The sequence below is a fragment of the Azotobacter armeniacus genome (genome assembly GCF_054779355.1).
Window position 1 is genome coordinate 1 of the sequence record NZ_BAAGYK010000135.1, and the last position, 17,678, is coordinate 17,678.

16 protein-coding genes and 1 pseudogene are annotated in these 17,678 nt (G+C 64.0%); 9 read left to right on the forward strand and 8 right to left on the reverse strand.

Annotated elements, in window-relative coordinates; all coding sequences use genetic code 11:
- The 4 genes from ACYVD0_RS18085 to ACYVD0_RS18100 form a co-directional block, all read left to right on the forward strand.
- Window positions 1-428 (forward strand): glycosyltransferase family 4 protein (locus tag ACYVD0_RS18085; RefSeq protein WP_460428103.1); only part of this gene is annotated, 428 nt, incomplete at its 5' end.
- A 77-nt stretch (window positions 429-505) separates the two neighbouring features.
- A complete protein-coding gene (locus ACYVD0_RS18090) occupies window positions 506-1,873 on the forward strand; it encodes an ACP S-malonyltransferase (protein ID WP_460428104.1) in 1,368 nt (455 codons plus the stop codon).
- 1 nt (window position 1,874) lies between these two features.
- Window positions 1,875-2,345 carry a DUF2147 domain-containing protein gene (locus ACYVD0_RS18095; RefSeq protein WP_460428105.1) on the forward strand — a complete coding sequence of 157 codons (471 nt, stop codon included), beginning with the start codon at window positions 1,875-1,877 and terminating at the stop codon, window positions 2,343-2,345.
- Between the two features lie 234 nt (window positions 2,346-2,579).
- Window positions 2,580-3,440: an SDR family NAD(P)-dependent oxidoreductase gene (locus tag ACYVD0_RS18100; protein WP_460428106.1), complete on the forward strand. Its 861-nt coding sequence runs from the start codon at window positions 2,580-2,582 to the stop codon at window positions 3,438-3,440.
- Window positions 3,441-3,644: 204 nt separating this feature from the next.
- On the opposite strand, the gene ACYVD0_RS18105 is transcribed toward ACYVD0_RS18100, so the two are convergent.
- Both ACYVD0_RS18105 and ACYVD0_RS18110 read right to left on the reverse strand, forming a co-directional pair.
- Window positions 3,645-5,030, reverse strand: coding sequence for an acyl-CoA dehydrogenase family protein (locus tag ACYVD0_RS18105; RefSeq protein WP_460428107.1), 1,386 nt, complete (start codon window positions 5,028-5,030; stop codon window positions 3,645-3,647).
- Window positions 5,030-6,169 carry an acyl-CoA dehydrogenase family protein gene (locus ACYVD0_RS18110; protein ID WP_460428108.1) on the reverse strand — a complete coding sequence of 380 codons (1,140 nt, stop codon included), beginning with the start codon at window positions 6,167-6,169 and terminating at the stop codon, window positions 5,030-5,032. The genes ACYVD0_RS18105 and ACYVD0_RS18110 overlap by 1 nt, the downstream gene beginning before the upstream one ends.
- A gap of 141 nt (window positions 6,170-6,310) precedes the next feature.
- Here ACYVD0_RS18110 and ACYVD0_RS18115 point away from each other — a divergent pair, with 141 nt between their 5' ends.
- The gene (locus ACYVD0_RS18115) at window positions 6,311-7,381 is read left to right on the forward strand and encodes an AraC family transcriptional regulator (protein ID WP_460428109.1); all 1,071 of its coding nucleotides are present in this window, start codon (window positions 6,311-6,313) and stop codon (window positions 7,379-7,381) included.
- Between the two features lie 37 nt (window positions 7,382-7,418).
- On the opposite strand, the gene ACYVD0_RS18120 is transcribed toward ACYVD0_RS18115, so the two are convergent.
- From ACYVD0_RS18120 to ACYVD0_RS18135, 4 genes and pseudogenes are all read right to left on the reverse strand, one after another.
- Window positions 7,419-8,078: a class I SAM-dependent methyltransferase gene (locus ACYVD0_RS18120; protein ID WP_460428110.1), complete on the reverse strand. Its 660-nt coding sequence runs from the start codon at window positions 8,076-8,078 to the stop codon at window positions 7,419-7,421.
- A gap of 145 nt (window positions 8,079-8,223) precedes the next feature.
- Window positions 8,224-8,631, reverse strand: coding sequence for a VOC family protein (locus ACYVD0_RS18125; RefSeq protein ID WP_460428111.1), 408 nt, complete (start codon window positions 8,629-8,631; stop codon window positions 8,224-8,226).
- A gap of 106 nt (window positions 8,632-8,737) precedes the next feature.
- The gene (locus ACYVD0_RS18130) at window positions 8,738-9,772 is read right to left on the reverse strand and encodes an RlmN family RNA methyltransferase (RefSeq protein WP_460428112.1); all 1,035 of its coding nucleotides are present in this window, start codon (window positions 9,770-9,772) and stop codon (window positions 8,738-8,740) included.
- A 267-nt stretch (window positions 9,773-10,039) separates the two neighbouring features.
- Window positions 10,040-10,191 (reverse strand): annotated as a pseudogene (locus tag ACYVD0_RS18135) (IS4 family transposase); the annotation flags it as partial.
- A 476-nt stretch (window positions 10,192-10,667) separates the two neighbouring features.
- On the opposite strand from ACYVD0_RS18135, the gene ACYVD0_RS18140 reads away from it, so the two are divergent.
- On the forward strand, window positions 10,668-11,099 hold the full coding sequence (locus ACYVD0_RS18140) for a hypothetical protein (RefSeq protein ID WP_460428113.1): 432 nt from the start codon (window positions 10,668-10,670) through the stop codon (window positions 11,097-11,099).
- 22 nt (window positions 11,100-11,121) lie between these two features.
- On the forward strand, window positions 11,122-12,651 hold the full coding sequence (locus ACYVD0_RS18145) for a flavin-containing monooxygenase (protein ID WP_460428114.1): 1,530 nt from the start codon (window positions 11,122-11,124) through the stop codon (window positions 12,649-12,651).
- Between the two features lie 264 nt (window positions 12,652-12,915).
- Here ACYVD0_RS18145 and dbpA read toward each other — a convergent pair whose 3' ends face one another.
- A complete protein-coding gene (dbpA, locus tag ACYVD0_RS18150) occupies window positions 12,916-14,301 on the reverse strand; it encodes an ATP-dependent RNA helicase (RefSeq protein WP_460428115.1) in 1,386 nt (461 codons plus the stop codon).
- A 330-nt stretch (window positions 14,302-14,631) separates the two neighbouring features.
- Here dbpA and ACYVD0_RS18155 point away from each other — a divergent pair, with 330 nt between their 5' ends.
- A complete protein-coding gene (locus ACYVD0_RS18155; protein WP_460428116.1) occupies window positions 14,632-15,579 on the forward strand; it encodes a ZIP family metal transporter in 948 nt (315 codons plus the stop codon).
- An 81-nt stretch (window positions 15,580-15,660) separates the two neighbouring features.
- Here ACYVD0_RS18155 and ACYVD0_RS18160 read toward each other — a convergent pair whose 3' ends face one another.
- Window positions 15,661-16,365: a glutathione S-transferase family protein gene (locus tag ACYVD0_RS18160; RefSeq protein ID WP_460428117.1), complete on the reverse strand. Its 705-nt coding sequence runs from the start codon at window positions 16,363-16,365 to the stop codon at window positions 15,661-15,663.
- Between the two features lie 282 nt (window positions 16,366-16,647).
- Here ACYVD0_RS18160 and ACYVD0_RS18165 point away from each other — a divergent pair, with 282 nt between their 5' ends.
- Window positions 16,648-17,073 (forward strand): thioredoxin domain-containing protein, encoded by a 426-nt coding sequence (locus ACYVD0_RS18165; RefSeq protein ID WP_460428118.1) that lies wholly within the window; start codon window positions 16,648-16,650, stop codon window positions 17,071-17,073.
- Window positions 17,074-17,678 lie beyond the last annotated feature (605 nt).

Consider the following 17,678-nt stretch of genomic DNA (forward strand, 5'->3'; position numbering starts at 1 on the left):
ATCTCGGCCTGCCGATACACCAGACCGGGGCGGTCTCCGGGGAGATCCGCGATGCGCTGTTCGCCCACAGCCACTGCGTGGTCTACCCCTCGGTGAACCGGGAGGCCTTCGGCATGGTGGTAGCCGAAGCGATGAGCCATGGCACGCCGGTGCTGGTGCCCGACTACGGCGGCGTCACCGAGGTGATGCGCGATGGCGAGCGGGCCGGCGGTCTGACCTTCAAGGTCTGGGACAGCGGCGACCTGGCCCGGCAGCTGGAGACCCTGCTGAAGAGCGAGGCACTGCATCGCGAGCTGGCCGGGAATGCCCGCTCGCTGGCGGAGCGCTTCACGGCCGATCACATGACCGACCGTGTGTTGCAGCACCTGGGCATTGCCGAGCAGACGGGGCGTTCGCTGCCGGATGGCGTCATTTCCAGGGTGGCGTGACGAACGCGAGCGCATCCGCGATTGTGACGGTCCGGGCAGCGATGCCCGGTCCCCCGATCCATCCAGGGAGTTTTTCCATGAGCCAGGTTTCCAGTCCCAATATCATGTTCGTGTTTCCCGGGCAAGGCTCTCAGTACGTCGGCATGGGAAGCGACATACACCGGCAATTCTCCAGCGTTCGCGAAGTGTATGAACGGGCCAGTCAGGCGATGGGCTTCGACGTGGCCGAGCTGTCCTTTCATGGGCCGGAACAGCGGCTCAACGGCACCGAATTCACCCAGATTGCGCTGCTCACCCATTCCACCGCCTGCCTCGCGGCCTTCCGCGAGCTGACCGGCGAGGCATGGGCGCCAAGCGTGCTGGCCGGGCACAGCCTGGGCGAGTATTCCGCGCTGGTGGCCGCCGGAGCCCTGAAGTTCGAGGATGCGCTGCAGTTGATCCGCATACGCGGCAGGCTGATGTCGGAGTTCGGGTGCGGGCAGATGGCCGCCTTCCGCCTCGACCTCGAGTCCATCAAGCCGCTCGCTGAGGCGCGCTACTGTGGCATCGGCGGTTGCAACCTGCCCGACCAGACCGTGGCCTGCGGCTTCGAGAGCGACCTGGAGGCGCTCATGGAGGACATCGCAGTCCGCTTCGGCCGGGCCAAGGCCGGGCGCTACCTGAAGGCAGAGGGTGCCTTCCATACCTACCTGATGATTGGCGCCGCGAAGCGCTACCGTCCCCACCTCGACAGTGTCGCCCTGAACGCCCCGGCAGTGAAGGTCCTCTCCAACTACACCGGCGACTACCATGCCGGCACCCCCGACCGGCTGCGCGCCGCACTGTTCTTCCAGATGTTTCATCCGGTGAAGTGGATGAGCGGCCTGCAGCGGGCGATCGACGACGGGGTGAACCTGGTCATCGAGTTCGGCGGTGGCATCGGTCGTGACCATCCGGGCCGGGTGCATTCTCCGGCGGGCCGCAAGCCCAACCTCGAAGGAATCATGCGCAAGGCCTACGCCAGCTCCGGTCGTCGCGGCCTGTACATGCCGGCCATAAATCAGGCAAGCCTGGAGCAGACGGCGCGCACCCTGGAGCTGCTGCGCAGTGCTTCCCCCATGGAGCCGGTATGGGTGGACGAGCGGCACTTCTCCCTGCATCTACCCCTGCACCAGGGGATCGCCGACGCGGACAGTGTGGGGCTGGGCATGCTGGTCCAGGAACTGGGGCTCAAGCGGGTGGTGGAGACCGAGGTGGAGGAGGACGACGACAGCCTGCTGACCCTTAAGGCCTATTGCGACGAGGGGATAGCGACCGCGGAGCCCTATCTGGAAGTCTTGGTCGGCGGGGAGACGGGCGCCTTCCTGCACTATCGTGGCGAAGCCATCCGCCGCGAGCTGGCTGCCCTGCGCGAGCGTCTGGACCGCCCCCTCCCGGCCATCCGGGCCGTCGCCGAGAGGCACTGAGATGAAGGCCCTGGCCGGCAAGTCCCTGGCGGGCGTGCGGCGGCTGTGCGTCCGCTGCGCCCTGGTGATGCTGCTGGCCACTAGCGCCGCGGCGAGCGACCCGCTGACCGGGCTGTGGATGATCCGCGACGAGCGGACTGACGAGCCGCGCGCGCTGGTCCGCATCGCCGAGCGGGGTGACGAGTACCTGGGCATAATCGAAAAGGGCCTGCGCGGGGCGGAGGGCGAATCGCCCTACTGCAACAAGTGCGAGGACGAGCGCCGCGGCAAGCCGCTGCTCGGCATGACCATCCTCCGCGGCCTGAAGAAGCAGGGCGAGGTCTACGGTGGCGGAGAGATCCTCGACCCGGACAGCGGCAAGGTGTACGACTGCCGGCTGACCCTGCAGAAGGAGGGCCGGCAGTTGCAGGTGCGGGGGTTCATCGGTTCCCCGCTGTTCGGCGAGACCCGCACCTGGTATCGGGTGGAGTAGGGCCGACCCCATGAAACCCGGCATGCGGCTCGGCATCGCTGTCGAAACGCATCATCCCGAGAGGTTCGGAAGGATCCGTAGCCCCAATCGAAAAAGGAGATTACGTGCTTTCGATGCCTTTCCCGAAGCATCCATCTGCAATCCAGCATGAGCGTGCGCCCCTGAAGCGCCGGTTGGGTTATCGATCTCCAGGCTCTAGCTTTCTTTTCCATATAGACATATAGGACGATCAACATGGATGTCTTCAACCTAAGCGAAAAAGTGGTCCTCATCACAGGCGCGAGCGGCGGTATCGGCGGGGCGGTGGCCAAGGCGATGTATGCCCGGGGCGCCTGCCTGGTACTCACCGACCTCTCCCAGGAGACCCTCGACAAGATGGCGGATAGCATGGACCCGGAGCGTGTGCTGGCCCTGACCATGGATGTCACGGACATGGCGGTGACCAAGGCCGTGGTCGTGCAGGCCATCGAGAAGTTCGGCCGCCTCGACGTGGCCTTCGCCAACGCGGGGATTTCCGGCGGGCCGGCGAGCATCGCCGGCATCGACGAGGCGCTGTTCGAGCGCGTGCTGGAGGTCGACCTGCTCGGCGTCTGGCGCACGGTCCGGGCCTGCCTGCCGCACATCGTCGAGGCCAGGGGCCATGTGCTGATGATGGCGTCGATCTATGCCTTCACCAACGGCATGATCAACGCCCCTTATGCTATGGCCAAGGCGGGCGTCGAAATGTTCGGCCGGGCGCTGCGCGCGGAACTGGCCGGCACCGGCACCTCGGCCGGTGTGCTGTATCCGGGCTGGGTCGCCACGGCGATCGCCAAGCCGGCTTTCGGTGGCGATGCCACCGCCACCGAAATGGTCAAGCGTGCCTTTCCGGGGCCGCTTGGCAAGCCCATTGCACCGTCCGTGGTGGCCGAGGCGGTGGTCAAGGGTATCGAGAAGCGCGCGCCGCGCATCATCGTGCCGGGGCTCTGGTCACCGTTGTCGGCGTTGCGGGGGGTAGTCAGCATCGCGTCGGATGCCCTTCTGGACCGGGATCGCCAGTTCCATGAGATGGTGCGCGTGATCGACGAACAGAGCAAGGCTGGCTCCCGCATCTGACGGAGCCGGGCCGGGGGCTGGAGGATCGGCCCCAATCCTCCCTCGAGCGGGCGGGCAGGGAGTCCGAAGCCGGCCCTGGGGGCACTCGGGCCGCGCTTCCGAATCCGAGGTGGTGGAGGGCCGAGGTTGTTCCGACGGGGCAAGGCGACCGCTCCGATGAACGCCCCATGCAGCAAGCGCTCATCGGCTGTCGTCGTTGTGGCGTTATCTGTTGGTCATGCGTCCCAGCAGGTCGCCCTGGAAGTCCTCGATGACCGCAAGCCGGTTGATCTCATTGGTTCCCTCGAAGATCTGCGTGACCCGGCAGTCGCGATAGACCTTCTCCAGCCGGTTGGCATGAAGCAGCGCATGGCTGCCGAGCAGATCCATGGCGCGCTCGATGACCCGCATCGCCACATCCGTGGCGTGGAACTTGCCCATCGAGGCGGTAGCCTGGTGGGGCGCCCAGGTTCGCGCACTCTGCCAGACCAAGGCACGGATGGCGCTGGTTTCCGCCATCATCTGGGCCAGGGCCAGCTGGACATCCTGGTAGTGGATCAACGTCTTTCCTCCCAGCGTCGCGCGGCAGGCGTAGTCGGTGGCGATCTCCGTTGCCGCCTGGGCGAATCCGACGCCCATGGCGGCAACCGGCAGACGCGACATATTCAGGCTCTGCCGGCTCAAGGCCCAGCCGTTGCGCAGGCCGCCCAGCACGTGGGAGTCGGGCACGAAAACCTCGTTGAACTCCAGTTCGGTCGCTCCCGAGGCACGCATGCCCATCTTCAGCTCGGTGCGTGTCGGGCGGAATCCGGGCATGTCCGAGCGCACCAGAAAACAGGTCCAGGAGGCTATGCCTTCGCCTTCCAGAGCCGCGAAGGTGGTCAGGCTCTTCGCCAGATCGCCGCCGCTGATAAAGCATTTGCGGCCATTCAGCCGCCAGCCGCCCTCCACCCGGCGCGCCACCAGCCCCGGCTTGGCCTGGGCGGCGCCGTGACCCTCCTCGGCATCGGAACCGTTGCCGGGTTCGGTGACGGCGAAGGCGAGCAGATGGGGCTTGCCCTGCTTGAGGTCGCGCAGCACCGGCAGCAAGAGCTGCCGGGTATTCTTGAGATCGAAGGACAGTTGCAGCGGCGCCATGCCCAGCATGTGGGCGCACAGCAGGAGCATCTGCCCGCCGCAGGCGCGGCCGAACTCCTCCGTCTTGAGGCAGGCGCGCAGGGGAATCGGACAGAGGGTTTCGCCGAGCGACGCGGAGCCGAAGGGGCGCGGAAACATGTCGCTCAGCCAGCCTGCCTTGCCCGCCTTGCCGAGCAGGTCGAGCAGAGCCTGCGGTGGCTTGTCGACCGGCCAGTGCGGCATGGCGTCCAGCTCCAGGGCCAGGGGCGCCAGTTCCCGTTCGGCAAACTGGCGAGCCTGGCGTCGCTTCGCCTGCAGTACGGAGGGCAGGCGTGCAGTCTCGAGCTCCCAGAGAGAGGAGGGAGTGTAGCCGACCACGCGTCGAATGATCGCCGGCAAGCCCTTGAGCGCCGTGGACGGCGACAGCGGGTGGTCGTAGGGCAGGTGTCCGTCGAGAGCAGCCAGCCGGGAAGTCATCGTTTCGGCGGAAGTCATCACAGCTTCTCCCATTCGGCGCAGGCCAGGGTCAGCTCGGTCGGAGAGCCGGCCAGCAGTCTCAGTTGGTTGCAGTCACGCAGGTGCTTTTCGATACCGTTGTCGCGCATGTAGCCGATCCCGCCGAACACCTGCATGGCGTGGCTGGTCGCCTGGCACAGCAAGGGATGCAATTGCGATCTGGCCCGCCAGGCCTCGACCAGCAGGGGGAGTTCCAGGGGTTGTCGGCACAGCCGCTCCAGGGCGGCCTGGGTCAGCCAGACGGCGTCGTTGCCCGTCGCCAGCAATTGCTGCACGGCATGGTGTTCGCCGATCAGCCGTCCCCCTTGCCAGCGTGTGCGAGAGTATTCCGCGGCCAGCTCCAGACTGCGGCGCGCCGCGCCACAGGCGATGCTCAGCAGCCCCAGTGCGTGCAGGGTCAGTGGCAGGATGATCCGCCGGCGTGCCGCATCGGGCTCGCCATCCAGATCAGGCCGGGGCGGCGCGTCGCCAGTCAGCAGCTGGGTTTCGAGCTCGTCGAAGCCATGCCCCCGGACATGCCGTTGCGGAGTCAGCGCCGCCTGCTCGCAACGCTGCCAGCGCAGGCCCTGGCCCGGCAGCCAGCGTAGCAGCCAGGCGGCGTGCCAGCCGGGCAGTGCATGCAGCAGGCGCGGCGCGTCCGGCCCGGGTGGGCCCCAGCAGTCCGACAGGTGCGAAACATGCTCGGCACTCAGCGGGGCTCCCGCCAGCTCGCGCACCAGGGCGTGCCGGCCCATGCCGAGGCGGCCATCGAAGGCCACCACGCAAGGCTCGTTCCCCTGGTGGTAAAGGCGGTTCAACAGATTGGCCAGGCCCTGCAGATGCACCTGGTAGGCGAAGGCCGGAGAAAATCGCGCGAACTCGCCCAGCGCCTCGACGGCGAAACGCCGTTGCAGCACATCCTGCGGCTCGTCCCACAGCCCGTAGGCCGCTATTTCCTGGAGGTTCAGCAGGCCAAGCTCGACGAGTTGCTTCACCAGGCGCGGCATGACCTCGGCGTCAGGCGGGATTTCCGGCCTGGCTGTGGCGGGTGCCAGCGAATGGGCCGCGAAGCGCCGGACGCTATCCAGCAGGGCGGCCAGATCCTCATCGTTCAGAGCGGAAACGCTTTCATCGGACATGGGACTAACTCCTTTTAGTCATCGGATGAAGCTTAAAAGTATGAGTGAAGTGGATGAATGGCGGATCTGGAAAAGAATTTGATGATTCTGGACAGCCGCACTAGATTGATTGACAACCCACAGGGATATGCGGGCTCGGCCATGAGCGAACAGCTCCTCCTCGGCAAACTGGATCCGCAGCGCGCCATGTCCGTGCTCGGCATCGCCGACCTGGTTCGTTGGCAATGCCGGCAGGGTCTGTCCCAGGAGGCGTTGCTGGCCGGGACGGGGATCGCCGCGGAACTGCTGGAGGATCCCAACGCAACGATCGGCACGTGCCAGGAGATGGCCTTTTCGCGCCGTCTGCTGGCATTGAGCGGGGACAGTGCGTTCGGCCTGGAGGTCGGCCGCCAATACCGCCTGTCGGCCTTCGGTCACCTCGGCATGCTCATCCCCTTCGCCGCTACCCGACGTGAAGGGGTCGAGCTGTTCATTCGCTATATCAACCTCAGCTACACTCATTTCACCCCCGTTTTGCAACTAGGCGACGACTTCGGCACGCTCGGTCTGCGCGGGGGCGAATACCTGGGCGATTTGCGGCGTTTCTATCTGGACCGCGATTTCGCCTTTGTCGGGACCCTTGGGAGAGAGATCTTAGCTGGCGCGTCGCCCTCATCCATCAAGGCGCTCTACCTGGAGTACCCGGAGCCGACCGAACGGCGGCGCTATGAGGATTTTTTCGGCGCTCCCGTGTTCTTCGGCGCCGCCGATTCCCGCCTGGAATTCAACAGCCGCGCCCTCGACGAGCCCATGCCGCAGGCCAATCCACTGGCTCTGCGCCTGGTCGAGCCCGAGTGCGAGCGGCGCCAGGCCGCTCTGATCACAGCCAACCGGCAGGGCTGGGGGCAGAAGGTGCGACAGGTGCTGATCGCCATCGAGGACAACGATTACCCGGGCCTGGAGCGGATGGCCACCCACTTTCATTGCACCAGCCGCACCCTGCGGCGCTACCTGAAGAGCGAGGGGCTGACCTATCTGACCCTGGTGAATGAGGTTCGTCTGGCCAGGGCGACCCACCTGTTGTGTGAAACCGGGCTCCCCATCGCCAGCATCGCCATGCTGCTGGGTTACAGCGAGGCAGCGGTATTCAGCCGGGCCTTTTCGCAATGGTCGGGTATGGCCCCCTTGAAGTATCGCCGACGGACAGGGTGCCCCACGGCAATCGTGCCATGAGGCCTCAGGGCCAGGGCATTGGCTCGGATGCCGGCTTTTACGCACGACCCGAGAACAGCGCGGCGCAACCCAGCACCTCGACCGAAACATCCTGGAAGCGCCGGCCAAGCTCGTTTTTCAGGCTTTCCAGATTGTCATCCCGGTTGGAAAAGATCCCCTTGCGGTTGTACGCGGCCATCAGACCCCGAGCCAAGGCGCTGCGCGGGACGCCGCCCTGCAGCAGGGTGGCGCCGAAGATCACGGCGCCGGGGTTCATCAGTGCCTTGAGGTGATCGAAGACCACGGCCTTCGCGGCGATGGAGCCCGGCAGGCAGTGCAGCAGGTAGTTGATGCCGATCGAATCGAATCGCCCATCCTCGAAGGTGATCGGTTCCAGCACGTTGCGCCGATAGCTCTGCGCTGCATAGCGGGCGATGCGCCGGGCGGCGAACGCCAGGGTGTCCGGGTTCAGATCCATCAGCGCCACGCGGGGCGCATCCGCGGGAAAGCGGCAGCGATCGAGGAAATATCCCGTGCCCACCCCGACATCCAGGTGGTTGGCGCTGAGGTTGCGCTCGTAGTGTTCCTCGAGGCGGTGAGTGGGGCACTTCCAGATGAAGGGGTTGGAAACCCCGAGCACCACGAAGTCGTAGAGCGTGAGCGTCCGCTGGGTGTAGACGGCCTGGCCGGCCTCGACCTGTTTCTGGGTAACCATCATGACTGCGTTGTCTCTGTTGCTGCCTGGCAAAGCCCAAGGCGTTTCCTCGATCCCGGGCAAGGGCTGCGCAGTGTAGCCGCTGGAGCGGGGTGGGGGGCGAGACGCAGCCGGCGCGAGGATGTCCGCATCGCTCCTCATGGAGGGCTCAAGCGGCCGCCGGCCCCTTGAGTTCGACGACTGTGCCTTCCGGGTCCGTGATGTAGAGGGATGGTCCCATCCCCTCGGCCCCGTAGCGCGACTCCACGGCGCCGGCCTCGATGCCGTGCTCTGCAAGGCGGTGGCGAATCAGCGCTTCGTCGAACGGCTCGATGCGCAGGCAGAAATGGTCGAGGTTGCGCCCTTCCTTGCCCGGCGCGGCGCCGCCGGCGCTGCCCAGCTGGCCGCCGACGGGGACCAGATCGATCAGCGCGTGCCCGGCGCGCAGCTGGACCAGGCCGAGCGCGTCCTGGCGGCGCTCGACGGTGCAGCCCAGCGTCTCGCAGTAGAAGCGCAGCATCCTGTCCAGGTCGACGACGCGCAGCACTAAGTGGTCGATTCCAAGGATACGGAACATGGGAGGCTCCAGGGGTAATGGCCGATCCTGCTCCGAGAGTATCGGGGCCGTGGCGAAGCTGTCCAGGCGAAGGGGGATGACGGACATTGGCGGGCGCGCCGGGAGCTCAGCGCGTGCACAGCGGCCGGTTCTTCTCCACCTGCGTCGCCCGCGCGCGCAGCTGCCCGCAGCCGCCGTCGATATCCTGTCCCGCCGAGTTGCGTACCTTGGTCAGCACGCCGCTCCCGTGCAGGTAGCGCACCAGCTCGACGATCCGCTCGCCGCCGGGGCGCCGGTAGTCGTCGGCCTCCAGGCTGTTGTAGGGGATCAGGTTCATCACCGCGTACTTGCCCTTGAGCAGGCGGAGGATGCCGTCCATTTCCTCCCGGCTGTCGTTGATGCCCGCGAGCAGCGTCCACTGGTACTGGATCGGATAGCCGGTCTGCCGCGCGTAGGCCTCGCCCAGCTCGACCAGCTCTTGTGGGTCGATGCGCGGGGCGCGCGGCAGTAGCTGCCGGCGCAGTCCGGCATCGGTGCTGTGCAGGGACAGGGCCAGCGCTGGCTTGACCCGCCCTTGCGGCAGGCGCTCGAACACCCGCGGATCGCCCACCGTGGAGAAAACCAGATTCTTGTGGCCGATGCCGCCGGCGTCGCCGAGCAGCTCGATAGCTTCCAACACGTTGTCAAGATTGTGCGCCGGCTCGCCCATGCCCATGAACACCACCTTCTTCACCGGGCGGAAACGGCGGGCCAGCGCCACCTGGGCGACGATCTCGGCGCTGCCGAGCTGGCGCAGCAGACCGCTCTTGCCGGTCATGCAGAACACGCAGCCCACCGCGCAACCGACCTGGCTCGACACGCAGAGCCCGCCGCGCGGCAGCAGCACGCTCTCGACCATCTGCCCGTCGCCCAGCTCGACCAGCAGACGCGCCGAACCGTCGGCAGCCGGATGTTCGGAGCGCAGCCGCACCAGGCCGTCGACCGCCTCGCTCAGCTGCGGCATGGCCGCGCGCACGCTGAGCGGCAGAAAGTCCTGCGCCTGCTGCAGGCGCGTGCCGGTGTCCAGCGGCAGGCCGTGCAGCCAGGCACGGTCGATCCGCCCGATATGGACAGGCTTGGCGCCGAAGTCGGCGAGGCGTTGATGAAGGTCGGCGATACGCATGGGGTGCGGATGCTACCACCTGGCGCAGGCGAACAGCAGCCTGGGCGACGGGAGAGTGGAGGATCAAGCTGTCGGCAGGGATGCTTTCCGATCCTCCGGCGTGGGAATCCCGCTCGGACGCTTCACGTCCGCCTTACTACCCTTGCCGTTGTGGAACGTTTCTTGAAGACTGATTATTCTTACTGTGTCAATAAATTGAACTATCGCGAGTAGATCTTCTGCAGTTCACCGCACTCAGTGCCCGGCACCAGGCGCTGCACCACTGAGCGAGCCCAGCAGGGCGCGTCCCAGCGCCGTCAGGGTCAGGCAGCGGCCTTGCAGCAGGGCAGCCACTGCCGTCACCAGAACCTTGAGACGGCGGGTATGGATCGTGGGGGTGCCTTGGCGAAGGCGACATGCAAGAGTTGGACGATCTGCAAGAGTAAGGGCGCGCTGTTTTTTGTTTGGCGACAACCAACGTGCCCGCCCTGCAGACCTTTTCAAGCCCTACCTTTTTGAGTTTTCGGGAAAATTTCTGGAGATTACTCAGCATCTGCGTGTACAAGCCCGAGTCGGGTGGTTTTTCGCGCATGAGCGTCTATAAAATAATCTATCGATGCAGGCAGCCAGACAACGGCTGGCGTGGCCTTCAAAGGGAGCTATACGAGTGAATCGGAGATGCTATCGCGCAAGTGCTGTTTTTGTCCCGCTCGGCAGATAATTGAGCAGGGCAATCGCGCTACATCCCTTTTGCGCTGGATGACGATTGCAGCTAGCGGATAAGACTTTTCCGAGCCTCCATCATGCTGCCCAATCCCCCAGCCCTACTGCGCCAAGCTTGTCGACCCGCGGCGCGAAACCCGCAACAAGCTGCACGCCCTGCAGGACATCGTCATGATCACGCGCTGCGCCCTCCATGTACGGCCATGACGACTGGGTCAGCATCGAGGGCTTCGCCCATGAGAACGAAGCCTGGCTGCGCGAGCTCCTGCCGCAGGCCAACGGCATTCCTCATTCCTTCGCACGACACCCTCGGAACGTCATCGGACGCCTGGAGCGCAAGGCCTTCGCGCACTGGATGCAGGACAGTCTGCCGAGCCTCGACGCCCCGCCTATCGCCCTCGACGGCAAGACCCTGCGCGGCTCGCGGCAGAACGGCAGCGCCGTGCACCTGATGAGCGCCTTCCGAGGTGCACTGCTACAGCCTGCGCTGCGATCTGGACTGGCTGGAACAGCGAAATCAGTGGAGAGACCTGACAGCGCTCGGGCGAGTGGAGTCGATTCGCCACGCGGGCGGCCAGGAAACGCACAATCAAAATGTCGCGTAGGTAGACAGGAAGCCAAATAACTCAATCAGGGAAGGATGTTCGATGAAACCTTCAGATGCCACCTCATCAGTTGAAGTAGCCTGGAACCCTCGCATCGCCATTATCGGTGCCGGCATGTCCGGTATTGCCACCGTCGTCAAGTTACAGAAGGCTGGATATTCCAACGTTACTGTCTTCGAGAAAAGCGACCGGGTGGGTGGAACATGGCGGGAGAACACCTACCCTGGTCTATCCTGCGATGTCCCCTCTCCGTGGTATTCGTTCACTTTTGAATTGAATCCGGATTGGCTGCATCGCTATTCCTACGGCCCGGAAATTCAAGCCTACATGGAGCGTACGGCAGACAAGTACGGCGTGACTGCTGTCACTCGCTTCAACACCAAGGTCACAGACTTGGTTTACGACGCGGCAACCTGGCGCCTGACCACAGATCAGGGGCAGGAAGGGATTTTCGATATCGTCATTTCGGCAACCGGCATTCTTCATCACCCCTCTGTGCCGGATATTCCAGGATTGGAGAATTTTGAGGGAAGACAGTTTCATACCGCCTGTTGGGATCACAGCGTGCCGCTGGAGGGGCAGCGATTTGGCATCATTGGCAGCGGTTCGACGGCTGCCCAGATCGTCGGTGCTATCACTGCACAAGTGAAACACCTGACGTTGTTTCAACGCACGCCACAATGGATGTTCCCCCTGCGGCAGAAGAAATATTCCGCCTTCTGGAAATGGCTGCTCAGAATATTTCCCGTCCTGAGCAAGGCCTCCTACTGGTTTTGGTACAAGTTGAGCGAAATAACCTTTGCCGAGGCCGTGAGCGGCAACGAGAGAATGCAGAAATTGATGGCAAGGGGCTGTCGGCTAAATCTGGAAAAGAACGTTCCCGATCCAGAGTTGCGCACCAAGCTCACGCCCGATCACAAGGCGATGTGCAAGCGCCTCATTCTGTGTTCGGAGTTTTATCCAGCCATTTCTCGTGATAATGCTTCATTGGTGACCGAAGGTATCGAGCGCATCGAAGCCAAGGGAGTGCGTACAAAGGATGGCGTATTGCACGAACTGGATGTACTTGTCCTTGCCACCGGCTTCAAAGCATCCAATTTCATTCTGCCCACCCGTGTCGTAGGAGAAAACGGTCAGGACCTCAATTCACTCTGGGGTGGCCTTCCCCGTGCCCACCGCGCCATGAGTGTTCCGGGATTTCCAAATTTCTGGATGATTGAAGGCCCTACTGGTCCGATCGGTAATCTCTCTCTGACGTCCATCAGTGAAATGCAGGTCGATTACATCATCATGTGCCTGAACAAGATGAAGCAGGACCAGTTGCTTGCCATGGCTTCCAAGCTCGATGCATTCGACCGTTATAACGACGCCATGGCCAAAGCCATACAGAACACTATTTGGTTCACTGGTGGCTGTCAAAGCTGGTACATGGATAAATCCGGTGTGCCGAATTTGTATCCGTGGTTGCCCAGACGTTTCCGAGCCGATATGCGTCAGCCCGACTTTTCCGAATATCGACTCATCGGGAATGGGCAGATACAGAAGCTGAGTACAACACGGTTACTGGATTGAAGCGGGCGCATCATGCTGCATCGCCATGACTTCCGTCATCACCTCGATCCATGATGCGTCCCGACGCCAAGGTCGAAAGTCTATCTATACCCCAAGCCTATCGACTGTAAGTCCAGCACAGACGCCTTGCGCTTCACGCCGAAGGGCGTAGTGGCAGGAGTTCGTCGATCCGGCTGCCGGCAGTGCAAGGCATCGGAGACTACGAGGCGCTGCTGCCGTGGAGCTGCACGCCGGTGCTGGCACTGTAAAGGAGCGGCCCTGCCGTCAGGCCTGCAGGATGCGTACCTTGAGCGAGCGGCCCTTGATCTTGCCTTCGTTGAGGCGTTTCAGTGCCTGTCTGGCGACGCTGCGCTCGACGGCGACGAAGGCCTGGAAGTCGAAGATGGCGATCTTGCCGACCTGGGCGCCGGGGATGCCGACCTCGCCGGTCAGCGCGCCGAGGATGTCGCCGGGGCGCAGCTTGTCCTTGCGCCCGGCGCCGATGCATAGGGTAACCATCGGCGGTTGCAGCGGCTCGCCGGTCTGCGCCTTGAGGCTGTTCAGCGGGTGCCAGTTCAGCGGGGTTTTCTGCAGGGTTTCGATGGCTTGGGCGCGGTGCGCTTCGGCTGGCGCGGTCAGGCTCACCGCGATGCCCTTCTTGCCGGCGCGGCCGGTACGGCCGACCCGGTGGATGTGGGTTTCCGAGTCACGCGCCAGTTCGACGTTGATCACCAGGTCGAGGGCGTCGATGTCAAGGCCGCGGGCGGCGACATCGGTGGCGACCAGCACCGACAGGCTGCGGTTGGCGAACATCGCCAGTACCTGGTCGCGGTCGCGCTGTTCCAGGTCGCCGTTCAGCGCCATGGCGGAAATGCCCTGGCGGTTCAGGTGCTCGACCAGTTCCTGGCACTGCTGCTTGGTGAAGCAGAACGCCACACAGGATTCCGGGCGGTAGCAGGCGAGCAGCTTCAGCACTGCGTCCATGCGCTGCTCAGGGGCGATCTCATAGAAGCGCTGCTCGATTTGGCTGTCGTCGTGCAGCGCCTCGGCCTTGACCTGCTGCGGGTCGCGCATGAAGGTCGCGGAGAGTTGCTTGATGCCGGCAGGGTAGGTGGCCGAGAACAGCAGGGTCTGCCGCTTGGCCGGAGTCTGCCCGATAATCTCGGCGATGCTGTCGTAGAAACCCATGTCGAGCATGCGGTCGGCTTCGTCCAGCACTAGGGTGTTGAGTCCGTCGAGCTTCAGCGTGCCCTTCTTCAGGTGCTCCTGGATGCGTCCGGGGGTGCCGACGATGATGTGGGCGCCATGCTCCAGCGAGCCGATCTGCGGGCCGAAGGGCACGCCGCCGCAGAGGGTCAGCACCTTGATGTTGTCGGCGGCGCGGGCCAGCCGGCGGACTTCCTTGGCGACCTGGTCGGCCAGTTCGCGGGTCGGACAGAGGACCAGCGCCTGGCAGCCGAACCAGCGCGGATTCAGCGGCTCCAGCAGGCCGATGCCGAAGGCCGCGGTCTTGCCGCTGCCGGTCTTGGCCTGGGCGATCAGGTCCTGGCCCTTGAGGATGACTGGCAGGCTCTGCGCCTGGATCGGCGTCATCGCCGTGTAGCCCAGGGCGTCGAGGTTGGCCAGCGTGGCGGCGGAAAGGGGCAGGGTGGAGAACGCAGTGGTGGTCACGGGCGGGCCTGATAGGAAAGCGGAAATGGCGCGCAGTCTAGCAGGAGCGGCGGGGCCGACCGGCACTCCCGTGTGGATCCCGCCGTTCCGGGGCCGCCATCCCGCCCGCGTCGGTTCGGTAGGAGGGTATGTCTGGGGCATGACCATGCTGCTCTCCGAAATCCACTGTGTCTGCAGCGTTAGAAACGGGGGCACGGGAGCCCATTCCCTGTGGTCAAAAGGGACGAGCCGTGGGAAATCCTCCAAAAGGCTACCCTGCCCGGGCGCCGATCCGGGCTCTTCCTGCTTTTGCGCCGGCGAATCCCGGCAGGCGACACTAGGCCCTTGACCATGAGTAACGGCATAAGCAGCACACCCCTATCGACATCGACCCCGAGTTTCCGCGCCGCTCTGCTGGCCCAGGCCGAAGCCAGCCCCGTGATTGCCTCCGGCCTGGTGCTCTCCCTGCTGATCGTGCTGGTGCTGCTCGGCAGCAGCCTGTACAACGCTTTCACCGGCAGTCATCCGGACAACCTGCGTTATGCGCTGTATGGCGGCGGTGCCGGTTTCGCCGCCACCGGCCTCGGCGCCCTGCTGGCCGTCGTCCTGCGCAACATCAGCGTGCGCACCCAGGACATCATGCTCGGCTTCGCCGCCGGCATGATGCTCGCCGCCAGCTCTTTCTCGCTGATCCTGCCCGGTCTGGTTGCGGCCAGGGAGATTACCGGCAGCGGCTTGAACGCCGCCACCAGCGTGGTCCTCGGCCTGGGGCTGGGGGTGCTGCTGATGCTTGGCCTCGACCGCTTCACCCCCCACTCGCACGCCAGCACCGGCCCCTGCGGCCCGGACAGCGAGCGCATCAGCCGGGTCTGGCTGTTCGTGCTGGCCATCACCCTGCACAACCTGCCGGAGGGGATGGCCATCGGCGTCAGTTTCGCCGGGGGCGACCTCAGTGTGGGCATTCCGCTGGCCAGCGCCATCGCCATCCAGGACATTCCCGAAGGACTGGCCGTAGCCATGGCTCTGCGCGCCACCGGGCTGTCCACCCTGGGCTCGGCCCTGGTGGCCCTGGCCAGCGGCCTCATGGAGCCCCTTGGCGCACTGGTCGGCGTGGGCATCTCCAGCGGCTTCGCCCTGGCCTACCCGATCGGTATGGGCCTGGCCGCCGGCGCCATGCTCTTTGTGGTTTCCCACGAGATCATTCCGGAGACCCACCGCAACGGTCATCAGACGCCGGCAACGATGGGGCTGATGGCCGGATTCGCGGTGATGATGTTCCTGGATACGGCGCTGGGGTGAGGAGCGAGGCCGACCGGAACGCTTCCGCCGCTACCGTATGGCGAGCGCGCGGCAGCGGCACCGCGCCGGTCGGCCGGGCGCTCACTGCTCCTGCAGATAGGCCAACTCATCCAGCCCGCTGCCTCCATCGGCATAGGCAGTCTGGAAGCTCGGCCGTGCCTTCCAGCGCTGCCAGAAGCAATCCAGATATTCGAAGCGCTCGTCGAGCGGGGTGGCGTTGACCGGGAATTTCGAGAAGGCGATCGCCACGCACAGGGTGATATCGGCGAAGGTCGGCTCGTCACCGCCGAGCATCCATGGGCGGCCATCGGACAGATGGCGGTCCACCAGCGCCGCATGGGCCAGCGCCTCCTTGCGGCAGTGCTCGCCCCATTGGGGGTTGTGGGTGAGTTCCAGCTTTGGGCCGAGGCCCCGGTGCTGCACATGGAACATGGTGACGATGCGGTAGAGGATATGGGTCCAGACGCGGTTTTCCCACATGGTGTCCAGACCCTGCTCCAGCGGCGAGGCACCCATGATCCTGCGGCCCGGGAAGGCTTGGTCGAGATAGTGCACGATCGCTGCCGACTCCGAGAGGTAGCCGCCATCCTGCAGTTGCAGAGTGGGGGTTTCGCCCCAGGGGTTCATCTTCAGGTGCGGCCACTTGCGCTGCTCCCCGCCTGGCATCATGTCGTAGATGACTTCCTCGAATTGATCGGCGATGCCTTTCTCGTGGACGAACAGGCGCAGGCGCTGCGGGTTGGGAAAGGCCGACGGCGAAGTGAAGACGCGCAGTTTGCTGGTCATGGATAGCTCCTGGGGATTCGCCGCGAATGCAGCAATGGGGAATGGCAATGGCTCGAGGTGAAGCAGCTTGGATGACGGAGGTGGCCTGACCATCAGCATTTCTGCTCTGTTGATAGCCTAGACCTGTTTGAAAACCAGCCATCTATTCGCTACGCGGCAAGCAACGCGGCTTGAATGCGGGTTTCGCAGCCAGCTCCAGCGAGCCCTGAATCCAGCTGAACTTATGGGTGGCTTTGGTTAAGATCCTCAGGATCAACCTGCCTGATCGATGAAAGGATCATCATGAGCTCACAAGCTGCTGCGAAAACGGTCGTCTTCTACGAAAAGCCCGGCTGTGGGGGCAATCGTCGCCAGAAGACCCTCCTTCAAGACCACAGCATCGCGCTGGAGGTCAGGGACCTCATCAGCACGCCCTGGACCCGAGAGCGGCTGGAGGCCTTCTTTGTTGGGCTGGAAAAGGACGCCATGGTCAATTCCGCCGCCCCGAAGATCAAATCCGGCGAGGTGGATGTCACCGCTCTGAGCCGGGACGAGTTGATCGAGAAGATGCTCGCTGAGCCGCTCCTGATCAAGCGGCCCCTGCTGGAAGTCGGCGAGACCCGCCTCTGCGGGTTCGACATCCCGCGCCTGAACGAGCTGCTGAACGTGGACATGCCGGTGCCCGAAACCATCAACAGCTGCCTCAAGACGGACAAGTGCTCGCACTGATTGCTGGCATGGGGCGGTGCTGCACGTCTTGACTGATGCAGCTATGAAAGGCCAGCTCTCCTCAGGGCAATCGCATGAAGGGGCAGGTGCAGCCGCTCACTCCCTCTCCCGCGTGCGGGAGATGGCTGGGGAGAGGGAAAACAAGCCATCGCTGCTCATTTGCCCGCTCCCCCGGCCCCTCGGCTTTGGCTTCCTGCGTCGCCCTACCTCCTGCATCCATGCAGTCGTCTCCCATGAAAAGTCGTTCATGCGATTGCCCTGCAGCTCTCCTTCGCCGGTTGAGTCAGAAAAGGAAAGACGAGCGCAGCCGAAGCGGTAGCCATACAGGTAACGAGAACAAGCGTCAGTAGCTTGTCGCTGCTATTGATATATAACTATAAAACATAATAAATTTAATTATTATGAGATATTTGAATAGGTGGTGACTTGATCTCGCTGCCGTTAAGGGCTTTCCTTATACTTAGATTTATTTTGGTGGATTTTCTAAGCACGCAGTAAATGACACACTCTTGGTGGCTATCGACCAGTGCGTGGTCAGACTGGGAAAGCTTCTAACTCGTAAATACCTGTTATCGGTGGAGAGCCTCTTTTTTAAGAGTTGGCTC

Bases quoted from the DNA above. Each gene is read 5' to 3' on its own strand.
- ACYVD0_RS18090 (WP_460428104.1), top strand. From the start codon at position 506: ATGAGCCAGGTTTCCAGTCCCAATATCATGTTCGTGTTTCCCGGGCAA.
- ACYVD0_RS18095 (WP_460428105.1), top strand. From the start codon at position 1,875: ATGAAGGCCCTGGCCGGCAAGTCCCTGGCGGGCGTGCGGCGGCTGTGC.
- ACYVD0_RS18100 (WP_460428106.1), top strand. From the start codon at position 2,580: ATGGATGTCTTCAACCTAAGCGAAAAAGTGGTCCTCATCACAGGCGCG.
- ACYVD0_RS18105 (WP_460428107.1), bottom strand. From the start codon at position 5,030: ATGACTTCCGCCGAAACGATGACTTCCCGGCTGGCTGCTCTCGACGGA.
- ACYVD0_RS18110 (WP_460428108.1), bottom strand. From the start codon at position 6,169: ATGTCCGATGAAAGCGTTTCCGCTCTGAACGATGAGGATCTGGCCGCC.
- ACYVD0_RS18115 (WP_460428109.1), top strand. From the start codon at position 6,311: ATGAGCGAACAGCTCCTCCTCGGCAAACTGGATCCGCAGCGCGCCATG.
- ACYVD0_RS18120 (WP_460428110.1), bottom strand. From the start codon at position 8,078: ATGATGGTTACCCAGAAACAGGTCGAGGCCGGCCAGGCCGTCTACACC.
- ACYVD0_RS18125 (WP_460428111.1), bottom strand. From the start codon at position 8,631: ATGTTCCGTATCCTTGGAATCGACCACTTAGTGCTGCGCGTCGTCGAC.
- ACYVD0_RS18130 (WP_460428112.1), bottom strand. From the start codon at position 9,772: ATGCGTATCGCCGACCTTCATCAACGCCTCGCCGACTTCGGCGCCAAG.
- ACYVD0_RS18140 (WP_460428113.1), top strand. From the start codon at position 10,668: ATGTACGGCCATGACGACTGGGTCAGCATCGAGGGCTTCGCCCATGAG.
- ACYVD0_RS18145 (WP_460428114.1), top strand. From the start codon at position 11,122: ATGAAACCTTCAGATGCCACCTCATCAGTTGAAGTAGCCTGGAACCCT.
- ACYVD0_RS18155 (WP_460428116.1), top strand. From the start codon at position 14,632: ATGAGTAACGGCATAAGCAGCACACCCCTATCGACATCGACCCCGAGT.
- ACYVD0_RS18160 (WP_460428117.1), bottom strand. From the start codon at position 16,365: ATGACCAGCAAACTGCGCGTCTTCACTTCGCCGTCGGCCTTTCCCAAC.
- ACYVD0_RS18165 (WP_460428118.1), top strand. From the start codon at position 16,648: ATGAGCTCACAAGCTGCTGCGAAAACGGTCGTCTTCTACGAAAAGCCC.